We start from the raw sequence: 12,190 nt of genomic DNA, 5'->3' as shown, positions 1-12,190 counted from the left end.
AGCAACCATGAAGGCAGTTATCCTCGCCGGCGGGCTCGGCACACGCTTTGCCGAAGAAACCAGCCTGCGCCCCAAGCCGATGATCGAGATCGGCGGACGCCCGATCCTGTGGCACATCATGAAGATCTATTCCGCGCATGGCGTGAACGACTTCGTGATCTGCTGTGGCTACAAGGGCTATATGATCAAGGAGTATTTCGCCAATTACGAGCTGCACATGTCCGATGTCACGATCGACATGCGCCATGGCGAGACCATCGTCCACGAGAAGCGCGCCGAGCCGTGGAAGGTGACCCTGGTCGATACCGGCGATGAATCGCAGACCGGCGGCCGGCTGCGCCGCGTGGCCGAGCACGTTCGCGATGAGGAATTCTTCTTCTTTACCTACGGCGATGGTGTCGGCGACATCGACATCACCGCCAGCCGCGATTTTCACTTGTCGCACGGCAAGGAAGCGACGCTGACCGCCACCTATCCGCCCGGCCGCTTCGGCGCATTGCAGATTGAGGAAGGTCGCGTGGCCGAGTTCTTGGAAAAGCCGCAGGGCGATGGCGGCATGATCAATGGCGGTTTCTTCGTGCTGTCGCCGCGCGTCATTGATCGGATCGCGGGCGACGAGACGCTGTGGGAGCAGGAGCCGCTGCGCGGGCTCGCGCAGGACGGTGAGCTGATGGCCTATGAACATCACGGCTTCTGGCAGCCGATGGACACGCTGCGCGAGAAGCAGATGCTCAACACGATGTGGGAGAATGGCAAGGCGCCGTGGTGCACGTGGCGATGACGCAGGACCTTTCCGAACGCACTGCCCGCGGCCACGTCGATCCCACATTCTGGTCAGGTAAGCGCGTTTTCCTGAGCGGGCATACCGGCTTCAAGGGCAGCTGGATGGCGCTGTGGCTGCAGCAGATGGGTGCGCAGCTGACCGGCTTTGCATTGTCGCCCCCGACCAGCCCAGCGCTGTTCGACGTCGCGCGCGTAGGCGATGGCATGACGTCGATCATCGGCGACATTCGCGATGCTGCTGTGCTGGAACGTGCGCTGGTCGATGCCGATCCCGAGATCGTGATCCACATGGCCGCGCAGCCGCTCGTGCGCGCATCGTACGACGATCCGGTCGGCACCTATGCCACCAACGTTATGGGAACCGTCCACCTGCTCGAGGCGGTGCGCAAGGCAGGCAGCGTGCGCGCCTGCGTCGTCGTCACCACCGACAAATGCTACGAGAATCGCGAATGGGCCTGGGGCTACCGCGAGGACGAGGCGATGGGGGGATACGACCCTTATTCCAACTCCAAGGGCTGCGCCGAGCTGGTCGTGTCGGCCTATCGCCGCTCGTTCCTGAGCGAGGCGGGCATTGCGCTCGCCAGCGGGCGTGCGGGCAACGTCATCGGCGGGGGCGATTGGGCCGATGACCGCCTGATCCCCGACATCCTGCGCGCGATCGAGCGCGGCGAGCCCGTGCTGATCCGCAATCCGCTCGCGATCCGGCCGTGGCAGCACGTGCTGGAGCCGGTGGGCGGTTATCTCGCGCTCGCGCAGGCATTGTGGCACACGCCCGAGCAGGCTGCGCAGGCGTGGAACTTCGGCCCGCGCGACGACGATGCCCGCCCCGTCCAGTGGATCGTCGAGCGCATGTGCGACGCCTGGGGTGATGGTGCGACTTGGACCCGTGACGAGAGCGTCCAGCCGCACGAGGCGCGTTACCTGAAGCTCGATATCTCCAAGGCGCGGGCCGAGCTCGGCTGGCAGCCGCGCTGGGATCTCGCACAAACGCTCACCAGCATCGTCGCGTGGCAGCGCGCGTGGCTGTCGGGCGCCGACATGCACGAACATTGTCTGACCGAGCTCGAGCGCTTCGCTGCCGCTCTGCTCCCCCTTGCCGCATAGGAATACGATCGATGAGCCCTGACGACCTTCGCAAGCAGATCCGCGCGCTGGTGAACCAGTACGCCGAGGCGCAGTTTGCTCCCAAGCCGTTCATCCCAGGCGAGAGCGTGATTCCGCCCGCAGGCAAGGTGATCGGCGCGCCCGAAATCGAGCTGATGGTCGAGGCCTCGCTCGACGGCTGGCTGACGACGGGACGCTTCAACACCGAGTTCGAGGCGGGTCTTGCCAAGATCACCGGCGCACCGTTCGTGCTTACCACGACGTCGGGTTCGTCGGCCAATCTGCTCGCGCTGTCATGCCTCACCAGTCACAAGCTGGGTGATCGCCGCCTCAAGCCGGGCGACGAGGTCATCACCGTTGCGGCGGGCTTCCCGACCACGGTCAACCCGTCGATCCAGCACGGCCTGATCCCCGTCTTCGTCGATGTCGACGTGCCGACCTACAATATCGACGCCAGCCTGATTGAGGCGGCGATCACCGAGAAGACCGGCGCAATCATGATCGCGCACACGCTCGGCAATCCGTTCAACCTCGCCGAAGTCCGCCGCATCTGCGACGAGCACGACCTGTGGCTGGTCGAGGATTGCTGCGACGCGCTGGGCGCGACGTATGACGGCAAGAAGGTCGGTTTGTGGGGCGACGTCGCAACATTGTCCTTCTACCCGGCGCACCACATCACGATGGGTGAAGGCGGCGCGGTCTTCACGCAGTCGATAGAGCTCAAGCCGATCATCGAGAGCATCCGCGACTGGGGCCGTGACTGCTATTGCGCGCCCGGCTGCGACAACACCTGCGGCAGCCGCTTCGGGCAGCAGCACGGTGATCTGCCGTTCGGCTACGACCACAAGTATGTCTACAGCCACCTCGGCTATAACCTGAAGATCACCGACATGCAGGCCGCCTGCGGCCTGGCGCAGCTAGACCGCGTCGACGACTTCGTCGCCGCACGCCGTCGCAACTTCGCGCTGCTGACCGAGCGGCTGAAGGGGATGGAAGAAATCTTCATCCTGCCCGAGGCAACGCCGAACTCGGACCCGTCATGGTTCGGCTATCCGCTGATGCTGCGCGAGGGCGTCGACGCCAAGCGCGTCGATCTGACGCGCTTCCTCGACCAGAACAAGATCGGCACCCGGCTGGTCTTCGCAGGCAACCTTACGCGCCAGCCCTATTTCAAGCACGTCAATTACCGTGTCGTCGGCGACCTGACGCAGACCGATCGCGTCATGAACAACAGCTTCTGGCTCGGTGTCTTCCCGGCGCTGGGCGAAACGCATTTCGACTATGTGGGCGAGAAGCTCGAAGAGTTCTTTGGGCTGAACTTCTGAGTTTCAGGGGACCGCGTGGCGCGGTTCCCCTGCACTGGCTAGCGCACATATAAAAAGGGCGGGGCATCGATGCCCCGCCCTTTTTGCCGACCTGACCCAAGGCTTGTAGCCTCAGGTCAATATCGATCAGAAGTGGAAACCGACGGTGCCGCGCAGGCTGTGCCAGCGGAAGTTGTCGTCGGCACGACGGATCGTCGTGCCAGCCGTGTTCGGCGCGAGCACGAACGGGTTGGTCGCCGGAGCGGTTCCCTGCGTCACCTGGACGCGATAATCGCCGTCCTTGTAATCGTGGTAGGTGTATTCCGCGCCGATCGAGATCTTGCGCGTGATGAACTTCTCGACACCGCCACCGACGATGTAGCCCCACTTCTTGTCATTGCCGTTGTCGCTGAACGCATTGGCAGTGTTGTTGGTGTAGAAGCGGTGCTTGATGTCGGCATAGCCCGCACCACCGGTCGCGTAGAACATGCCCGCGTTACGGCCTTCGCCGAACGCCAGACCGGCGCGCAGACGAGCCGATGCTTCCCAGTTCACCGCACGCTCCATCGTGTAGAACGCAGGCGTGGTGCTGAAGCCGCTGACATAATCCTTGATTTCGGTCTTGCCGAACTCACCCAGCGCACCGAACACAAAGTGCCCGCGCTGAACATCGAACCCGACGCGGCCATAGTAGGATGCGCGGTTGCGATCGTTCTCGCACCCGTTGCCAGGATTGGTGGTCAGCGCACGGCCGTTGCAAAAGCCCGGCGAGAAGGCGTCGGCGCCCGTCGCGGTCGAAACCTGATCGGTGATACCGTCGCCGAAACGACCATCGCCATTGCGATCGAACTGGATGCGCGAACCGATGTCGTTGCCCTGCACGTCATAACCGCCAGAGGCAGCAACGTAGAGACCGCTGAACGGCTGAGCATCGTCGCTCATCATGGTGTCCTGCGCGAATGCGTTCGGCGCGAGGCCCATCGCCAGCACCGCCGCAGCGGTGGTGGATAGGAACTTGATCATTACGTCTCCCTTTCGAAGCTGATTTAACCGTCCGAACCACGATATTGTGGAGAAGTTGCGGCACCCGGTGACTTCACTTGCTGCCGTGACATAATTGCACCAGGTATTTTGTAAGCGATCGTGTCTTCATGTCAGGATTGTAAACACCGACCCTGCGATCGCACCAGACATGGACAACGCTACGCCGATCGGCAGTGCGGCCATGCGAATGCAGGCAATCTCTGCCGCACAGGTCCGCACCGGTGCTAGTGCTCCGGGTGTCCAACACGCCGGGACCGACGCAAATCGAGTTGCTCGGCACGGCCGACCGGGCAGGCCGTCTAAGTCGCCGATTACACCGTTTGGCTAGCGTGCCGGTTACCACGCTGGATGGTTGGATCGACACCTCACCGATTTAGGCGCTGCCGTATTTTGCTGAGGTAGGCGAGGCTACGGTCCTCTACGCTATCAAAAGAATGACTAAAGTTCGCTGCGCTTATGCGGCAGATGCGCGCAGCAACGCGGAGGTCGTAAGATCACATGCGTAGGTTACTATCACCGCCACCCAGATCTCCACCGCGGCAGCTTTGACTGCGCCGCAATTCTATGCAAGCGCTGCCTTGAGCTTACCTCTGTCGTAGGAGCGGGACCTCTTGGGTGTCGCCAGATGGTCAACCCTCTATCGCGTAACTGCAGGAAGGCAGTTAAGATCATGACATTGTTGGACATTGGCGAGACCGCCAGCACCATCAAGCTGTCGAGCCTAACAGCAGGTGATGGCAAGCTGACGCAATACGTCACTGCCACCGCAGATTCTGCAATCATCACATCCACCACGGCAATTTTTGCGACCGACGACGTGGGTAAGCGGATCAAGGTGGCGGGGGCCGGTGCTGACGGCGGTGACCTGTTCACGACGGTGGCAAGCGTCCAGTCGGCAACGCAGGTCACGCTCGCAACGAGCGCAGCTACGTCGACCAACACGCGCGGCGCGATCCTTGGCACAGACTGCGGACCAGCGCTTCAGACGGCACTCGACACGGTGTTCGCTCTTCGAGGCGGCACTATCCTGATTGACGCGTTGTTCTACTGGGAGACGCCAGTCCTGTGTGACTTCGGGACCACGGATGGCATCTCGCTGACCCTCAAGGGCGCTGGTTGGAGCACTGGCCTGTTGGTCGCGGGCGACGCCAGCAAGGACATGCTGACCTTGCAGAACAACCCGCGGCTGCTGATCAGCGAGGTTAACTTTGCAGGCACGCCGCTCGGACAGAACGACTGCCGCAAGCTGCTGAGGCTCGAATCGTGCGAGTACATCCTGGAGCGCAGCGGGTTCTTCGGGCTGAGCGTCATCGGCCCGGCGGAAGCGGGTATCGTGTATGCCCGTCGCTGCCGAACGCGCCACTTCGATAACGAGTTCGGCGGCTGCGCAGCCTCGTCGGGCGCTGTCACGCATGTCGTGGACATCGACGGCTTCGCATTGATCGACATCGCGCGTGACCGCTTCATCGACTACTCCCGCTTTCAAGGCGCGTATCTCAGCAAAACGCCGCTCGGCTTCTGCTTTTCCTGGATCAAGGTGGGTAGTCCGGACCAGGCAACGGCAAGCGTCAACGCAGGCTCGGTGCTCCGCGTCCGCGATTGCCAGTTCGATGAAGGCCATTTTCAGGCAGTGCGCATCGCGCCGCGCCCGGACTCCGGCATCCGCATTCCGCAGGCTCACTTCAGCGGCAACCGTGTCAACAACACTTTGCTCACCGGCGGCAACGCGTTCTACTTCGCGGCCATCGATCAGCTCATCATCGAGCAGACCTCAATCGGCTGGGCGAACACACCGCATTTCGGCATGGTCATCGCCAACTGCGGCGACGTGATGATCGACGGGGCCTACATCACCGACGGTGCGCCCGTGTCGCCGTTCACCGGCAAGGCGGACGGCCTGTCGGTGACGAACGTTCGCAGCCTGATCCTGAAGAACGCCACTGCGTTCCGACGCCGTGTGTTCGAGAGCGTCGGCAATGTGCAGGAGATCGTCAACGGCATCGGCGGGGTGGCTCCGTTCTCGAAACGCGGCCGCGTCGAGGACGCCGACTTCGTCGCGCTGACCGGCGTCGCGCCACCAGCCGGCACCATCGCCTACGACGAGGGCAACAAGAAGCTGTACGTCAAGGACCGCGATCTGGGATGGCTGGCCACGCCAGCGCTGACCGCGAGCACGGACAAGGTATTCTTTTTGAATAATGGCACCCCCACCAGGGGTACGCTGACCGGCGCGGACACCTATGAGAAGACGAGCGGCCCGCTCGCGTTTGACACGACTGCCAACCTCACCAGCATCTTCACGGGCGGTTTCAGGATCGCCCTGACGATCATTGCCGGTGACGATGTCGCATTCGGCCCGCAGGATCCGAGCGGCGCCCCGCTGAACAACTCGAACGACTATATCGTGCGCGTGCTGCGCGGCCGTGGTCTGCTGTACTGGGGCGTCCCTGGGGAGAATGACCCAGGCCAAACGCTGGGATGGGGTTCATTCTCCTACACGCTCGGCGACCTGATCGAGCTGATCTACGATCCGTCCGCGGCAGCATCGCAGCAGATGATCGTCAAGACCGCGGGCAATGTCAGAGCGACGCACACGGCGCCTGCCGGGCTGACGCCTACGACACGGCATCGCTTCTCTTCGTCGCTCGCCAACGTCGGCGCCAAGTTCCAGCTGGTTGATTACGCGCCGCTCTAAGCGACAGAGTCAGTTTGATGACTATAGATTTGTGCGCCACGCAGCCTCCAGGTTCCGCGGCGCACAGATGAGGCGTCAGATCAGCAACGCTGCCAGTGCGTATAACGGGGCGACAAGCACGACTGCCACCGCGAACCCGGCGCCACTCGGCATCCGGCTTGACAGGTCGTTGAGCACGAGATCGCGTGGCGGCTGGCGCATATGAGCTTCTCCTCTTCAGCTTCTAGAACGACTGGAAGAACAAAAGTTACACGATCAACGGTGAAAACCTACCAAATATCGCGCGAGCTATTCGCCTTTGGTTTGCCGATCCTTGAAGACGACCGACCGGCCAGCTGTCGGACTGACCTGACCGGAACGCCGAAGCGTGTCGTGCCACGCTTTCTGCCGCTCAAGTCGATGCTCTAGCTGCCGCTCTGCATGCGCTGTTTCACGCCGCCTCGCCACGTGAACGGCCACCGCAACGCCGATCACGACGACCACTAGCCCGACGAGCACCAATACCGCCGTCATCTGAACGCCCTCTCATGAGATCGAATGGCGTACGCTCACCCGCCGACTGGGTCAGTGCTTCTTCCTTACAACCGTCAAGGTGAACCATATGGATTACACCACCATCGCAGCCCAAACGGTCGCTAGGGCAGCCAAGCGGATGCAGGCGGTCTATGCCACGCAGCTGCGCCCCGATGCCGCCATCTGGACGAGCGGCACTGGCTCACCGAACGGCGTCGTCGCGGCGCCGGTCGGCTCGCTCTGAACCCTCTCGGGTTTACCGAATACACTGGTTTGTGAGTCACACTGCCGCATTGATGTCACCGCAGCATAGCTGAGTTCCTCGCGGCATTGTGCCAACGCTGCCACATGCGATGCTGGTGAGCATCGTCGGTGCCGCTGGCTCAACGCATTTCGCACCCGCGCGATGGGTGACCTGTTTGCCTGAGATAGCGGGTGCCGTGACAACACCCGCTCACCCACATCACGCCGGTATCGTGAACACCGATCCCGCGTCGACGCGCACGCCTGCACCGGTGATAAAGCTAGCGCGTTCGGAGCATAGGAACGCAGCGACCGAGGCGACTTCCTCGGGGCGGCCGCGGCGGCCGAGTACCATGCCGGGGCGTTCTTCCTTGAGGAAGCTGTCGATCGCCTCGTCGAAGCTGGTGCCTTTTTCCTCGGCACGCTTTTCCATCATCTTGTCGGTCATCGGCGACGCGATGAAGGCGGGCGAGACGGTGTTGACCAGCACGTTGTCGCAGCCGTACGCCTTCGACAAACCCTTGGCTAGGCTCAGGATGCCGGCCTTGGACGCGCAATAGGGCAGTTCGTCAACATAGGGCTGCACCGCGTCCTCCGAGGCGAACAGCACGACGCGGCCCCAGCCCTTGCTCCGCATCGGGGGGATCGCCTCGCGGCACATGCGCACCGCGCCCATCAGGTTGATGTCGAGCGTTTCGTGCCAGCCGGCGTCGTCTACCTCGAGGAAGTCACCCTGCGCGCCGGTCACACCGGCTGCGTTGACGTAGATATCGGGGTCGCCGAGCTTCTCACGCACTTCGCGCCACAGCTGTTTCACTTGAACGGGCTTCTGCACGTCGGCCGCGACCGCGATCACTTCGCCTAGCGCCGACAGCTCCTCCACCGCCTCAGGCAGCGTGTTGTCGCCCTTGTCGGTGATCGCGACGCGGCAGCCTGCCTCGAGCAGCAGCCGCGCGGTTTCCTTGCCCATGCCGGAGTCGGCGCCGCTGACGAGCGCGATGCGGCCCTTGATACCCAGATCCATCAACGCTCTCCGTGGTGTTTGGTGTTGGGGGGTTCGATATGGCGGACGTGTTCCGCGATCAGTGCGGCGAGCGCCTCAGGCTGCTCGTAGGGAATAAGGTGCGCGGCATCGGCGACAATCTCGACCCGCGCGTGCGTGTAGTGCGGCGCGTTCAGTCGGCGTTGCGCGTCCTCACCCAGATCACCGTCGTCGGCGCCGGCGACGATCAACGCGGGCAGGTTAATCACCCCTGCGCGCTCGTCCCAATCCTCGCGCGCGCCCTGTTCGAGCCAACCGCACCACGCCGCGGGCGAACTGCGGCGCACATCCGCGATCACCTGCGCGGTGAGATCGTGCGGCAGCGGACGCGCGGTGTTGGCGGCGATGAACTTCTCCGCCTGCGCGGTGGTAGCTGGCCCGTCGGCGAACCAGCCGAGCATCTCGGTGCGACGCGCCTCGTCCATCGGTTCGGGCGCGGGCGGCGAGGCAGCGACGAGCACGACGCCGGCGAGCCCGGCTGGGCGGCGCGCGGCGGTGAGCGTGGCGATCTTGCCGCCCATGCTGTGGCCGACGACGATCCACGACGAGTGGTCATGCCGTGCGACCTCGCCCGCGAACCAGTCGAGCGTGTCGGCGACGCTCAGGTGGCCCATTGCGGCATGGTCGCCGAACCCCGGCAGGTCGAGCGCGACGCAGTCGTGGCCGGGCAAACACGCGATTACCCGGTCCCACGACCGCGCACTCGCGCCCAGCGCGTGGAGAAAGAATAATCGCGTCATGCAAATCCGGGACCGTAAAGCTGATGCACGTTAAAGACCGGGCTGCGCGAAGCGTTCCCCCGCTGCATCGGACCCGAGAGAAAAGCCAGCCGCGGCCATGCACTTGCGCGAAATCATGCGCGTTCGGGAACAATCCCAACTTATGTTGGTTGGTGCGGCCAAGGGCCGGCACTTCGGGGTTTGCCTACACGTATGCCCCAGGAACATTGATGGCCGACGAGACGAGTGAAACCCCGCCCGGCGGCCCGCCCCCCTACCTGGCCAACACGCCCAGTCACGACATGGACGACGATCACAACACCATCTTCTTCGCGGCGGTGAAGACGACACGGATGCCGATGATCGTCACCGATCCGAACAAGCACGACAATCCGATCGTCTTCGCCAACCCGGCGTTCATCAACATGACGGGATATGGCTGGGACGAACTGGTCGGACGCAATTGCCGGCTGTTGCAGGGACCCGACACCGACCGCGACACCTTGTCCGAGGTGCGCCGCGCGATCGAGCAACGGCGCGAAACGTCGGTCGAGATCCTGAACTACAAGAAAAACGGCGCCTCGTTCTGGAACGCGCTGTTCATCTCGCCGGTGTTCGATGCGGCGGGCAAGCTGATCTACTTCTTCGCCTCGCAATTGGACGTGACGCGTCGACGTGACGCGGAGGAAGGCCTGCGGCAGGCGCAGAAGATGGAGGCGGTCGGTCAGCTGACCGGCGGGGTCGCGCACGATTTCAACAACCTGCTGACCGTGATCCAGGGTTTCGGCGACATCGTGCTCAACAACCTGGAGAAGCCGGGCGAGTTCGACCGCGCCAAGGCCGCACGCTCGATCCGCGCGGTGATGCAGGCGGCCGAGCGTGGGGCCACGCTGACGCAGCAATTGCTCGCCTTCTCGCGCAAGCAGAAGCTGCAGGGCCGCGTGGTCAACATCGTCGACCTGCTCGACCAGTTGCAGCCGCTGATCGAACGCACCGCGGGCGGCGCGATCCGCATCGACATCCGCCACGCCGAAAAGACGTGCAACGCGCGGATCGACCCAACGCAGGCCGAGCTCGCGATCATCAACGTGCTGCTCAACGCACGCGATGCGATGCCCAATGGCGGCACGATCACGATCGAAGCCGCCAACCGCACGCTCGAGGCGGGCGACAAGGGCTTTGGCGAGCTCGAACCCGGCGATTACGTCATGCTGACGATCGCCGACCAGGGCACGGGTATGAGCCCCGAAATCCTGACGCGCGTGACCGAGCCGTTCTTCACCACCAAGGACCAGGGCAAGGGCACTGGGCTCGGGCTGTCGATGGTCTACGGCTTCATGAAGCAATCGGGCGGGTCGCTCCGGCTCTATTCGGAGGAAGGCCACGGCACGACCGTGCGGATGCTCTTCCCCTGCGAGGCGGCCAAGGTCGAGCCCGAGGGCGCGCAGCCGCAGCGATCGATGGCGGACAAGCACGGCAACGAGACCGTGCTGGTGGTCGAGGATCAGGTCGACGTCGGCGACTATGCCGAGGCGGTGCTGACCGAGTTCGGCTATACCGTGCTGCGCGCGGAGAACGCTGACCAAGCACTGGCAATCCTCGACGGTGCGGGCGCGAAGATCGACCTGCTGTTCAGCGACCTGATCATGCCGGGCGGGATGAACGGCGTGATGCTGGCGCGCGAGGTCAAGCGGCGTCGCCCGCGGATCAACGTGCTGCTGACCACCGGCTACGCCGAATCCTCGATCGAGCGCGTCGACGCACGCGGCGCAGAGTTCGAGCTGATCCAGAAACCGTACAAGCGCACCGAGCTCGCCACCAAGGTGCGCCGCGTGATCGACGGCCCGACCGGGGTCGGCACGCACGGTGGATGACATGAGCGCATAACGACGACCAAGAAGGGGAGTGCAGATGGAAAGCTATTACCGCGAACAGGCCGCATCCTGCGCCCGCGACGCCGACGCCGCGACGCTCCACCACGTCCGCGAACGCTGCCGTCGCTCCGAAAGCGCCTGGCTCCAGATGGCCGACCGCGCCGCCCGCACCGCGAAGTTCAAGGCGGCGAACGAGGGGTAATGAACGTGGGGGGAGCCGGCGTGCTGCTGACCTCCCCCACCCGCGATCGCGACCTGTATGCCGTCCTGTCGCTTCGTGCTTCACGGCGGGTTGATCCGGTCGATGCGCCGACACGGCGAGAAACGCGCGATCACCGATAGGAGGTGTTGATGCTCTGGCTCGCGGTCAAAGCCACCATCTCGGGCGCGCTTATCGCTTCGCTGCCGCTGGTGTCGGTGCTGGGCATGATCTGGCTGTGGAACGAGAAGCCCGACCGCGCCAACATGGCGCTGCATTCAACGGCGACCTTCTGGTACGTGCTGCCGTCCTTGCCGATGTTCCTGCTGATCCCCGCGCTGCTTAACCGGGGAATGGGGTTCTGGCCTGCGCTTGTCGCGGGATGCGTACTGGCGATCATCCTGTACGCGATCCTTACCTGGTTCGGTCCGCGGTTCGGGCTGCGGTTGTAGCATCGCTGGCCGACCCGCGTCCGCACGACGACATTCCACCCAGCCATGATGCCCGGGGAGGTGGGTCGCCCCTTTTCCCGGACCTGCGTGCTGCCGGACGCCACCCTAATCGTCACCATACTGGATAATCGTGATTGTAATCAGCTACTTGCCATTACGTCACGGTGACTTACCTGGACAGCAATCCATACTATTTTGGAATATTGTTGCCTTCGATG

The 12,190-nt window shown here is 63.5% G+C and carries 12 protein-coding genes; 8 read left to right on the top strand and 4 right to left on the bottom strand.

All coding sequences use genetic code 11. From position 1 onward, the window contains the following. Positions 1-7: 7 nt before the first annotated feature. From rfbF to rfbH, 3 genes are read left to right on the top strand one after another with little or no spacing between them, the layout of a single operon-like run. Positions 8-781, top strand: coding sequence for a glucose-1-phosphate cytidylyltransferase (gene rfbF, locus SMN802W_RS0115865; RefSeq protein WP_019517902.1), 774 nt, complete (start codon positions 8-10; stop codon positions 779-781). Further along, positions 766-1,887, top strand: a complete 1,122-nt coding sequence (rfbG, locus tag SMN802W_RS0115860; RefSeq protein WP_238560233.1) for a CDP-glucose 4,6-dehydratase — start codon at positions 766-768, stop codon at positions 1,885-1,887. Before rfbF ends, rfbG begins: the two co-directional genes overlap by 16 nt. A gap of 11 nt (positions 1,888-1,898) precedes the next feature. Beyond that, on the top strand, positions 1,899-3,212 hold the full coding sequence (gene rfbH, locus SMN802W_RS0115855) for a lipopolysaccharide biosynthesis protein RfbH (RefSeq protein ID WP_019517900.1): 1,314 nt from the start codon (positions 1,899-1,901) through the stop codon (positions 3,210-3,212). Between the two features lie 126 nt (positions 3,213-3,338). On the opposite strand, the gene SMN802W_RS0115850 is transcribed toward rfbH, so the two are convergent. Beyond that, positions 3,339-4,214, bottom strand: a complete 876-nt coding sequence (locus SMN802W_RS0115850) for an outer membrane protein (RefSeq protein WP_019517899.1) — start codon at positions 4,212-4,214, stop codon at positions 3,339-3,341. A 691-nt stretch (positions 4,215-4,905) separates the two neighbouring features. Between SMN802W_RS0115850 and SMN802W_RS0115845 the strand changes: the two genes are divergently transcribed. Then, positions 4,906-6,930 carry a hypothetical protein gene (locus SMN802W_RS0115845; protein WP_019517898.1) on the top strand — a complete coding sequence of 675 codons (2,025 nt, stop codon included), beginning with the start codon at positions 4,906-4,908 and terminating at the stop codon, positions 6,928-6,930. Positions 6,931-7,005: 75 nt separating this feature from the next. On the opposite strand, the gene SMN802W_RS18865 is transcribed toward SMN802W_RS0115845, so the two are convergent. Then, positions 7,006-7,131: a hypothetical protein gene (locus tag SMN802W_RS18865; protein WP_019517897.1), complete on the bottom strand. Its 126-nt coding sequence runs from the start codon at positions 7,129-7,131 to the stop codon at positions 7,006-7,008. Positions 7,132-7,531: 400 nt separating this feature from the next. Here SMN802W_RS18865 and SMN802W_RS18440 point away from each other — a divergent pair, with 400 nt between their 5' ends. Further along, entirely contained in the window at positions 7,532-7,687 is a 156-nt protein-coding gene (locus SMN802W_RS18440; protein WP_156818944.1) for a hypothetical protein, read from the top strand. Between the two features lie 219 nt (positions 7,688-7,906). On the opposite strand, the gene SMN802W_RS0115825 is transcribed toward SMN802W_RS18440, so the two are convergent. Both SMN802W_RS0115825 and SMN802W_RS17395 read right to left on the bottom strand, forming a co-directional pair. Next, positions 7,907-8,710 carry an SDR family NAD(P)-dependent oxidoreductase gene (locus SMN802W_RS0115825; protein WP_019517894.1) on the bottom strand — a complete coding sequence of 268 codons (804 nt, stop codon included), beginning with the start codon at positions 8,708-8,710 and terminating at the stop codon, positions 7,907-7,909. Then, entirely contained in the window at positions 8,710-9,468 is a 759-nt protein-coding gene (locus tag SMN802W_RS17395) for an alpha/beta fold hydrolase (protein WP_019517893.1), read from the bottom strand. The genes SMN802W_RS0115825 and SMN802W_RS17395 overlap by 1 nt, the downstream gene beginning before the upstream one ends. A gap of 209 nt (positions 9,469-9,677) precedes the next feature. Between SMN802W_RS17395 and SMN802W_RS0115815 the strand changes: the two genes are divergently transcribed. The 3 genes from SMN802W_RS0115815 to SMN802W_RS0115805 all read left to right on the top strand — a co-directional run bounded on the left by SMN802W_RS0115815 (position 9,678) and on the right by SMN802W_RS0115805 (position 11,972). Continuing rightward, a complete protein-coding gene (locus SMN802W_RS0115815; protein ID WP_019517892.1) occupies positions 9,678-11,321 on the top strand; it encodes a histidine kinase famiy protein in 1,644 nt (547 codons plus the stop codon). A 37-nt stretch (positions 11,322-11,358) separates the two neighbouring features. Further along, the gene (locus SMN802W_RS18605; protein WP_174195254.1) at positions 11,359-11,523 is read left to right on the top strand and encodes a hypothetical protein; all 165 of its coding nucleotides are present in this window, start codon (positions 11,359-11,361) and stop codon (positions 11,521-11,523) included. 149 nt (positions 11,524-11,672) lie between these two features. Next, complete coding sequence (locus tag SMN802W_RS0115805; protein ID WP_019517890.1) at positions 11,673-11,972, top strand: DUF3147 family protein; 300 nt, start codon at positions 11,673-11,675, stop codon at positions 11,970-11,972. Positions 11,973-12,190 lie beyond the last annotated feature (218 nt).

The sequence above is a fragment of the Sphingomonas sp. Mn802worker genome (assembly GCF_000382485.1).
Lineage (GTDB): Bacteria > Pseudomonadota > Alphaproteobacteria > Sphingomonadales > Sphingomonadaceae > Sphingomonas.
Note: the sequence above shows the minus strand (reverse complement) of the source record. Positions and strands in the feature narration are given on the sequence as shown.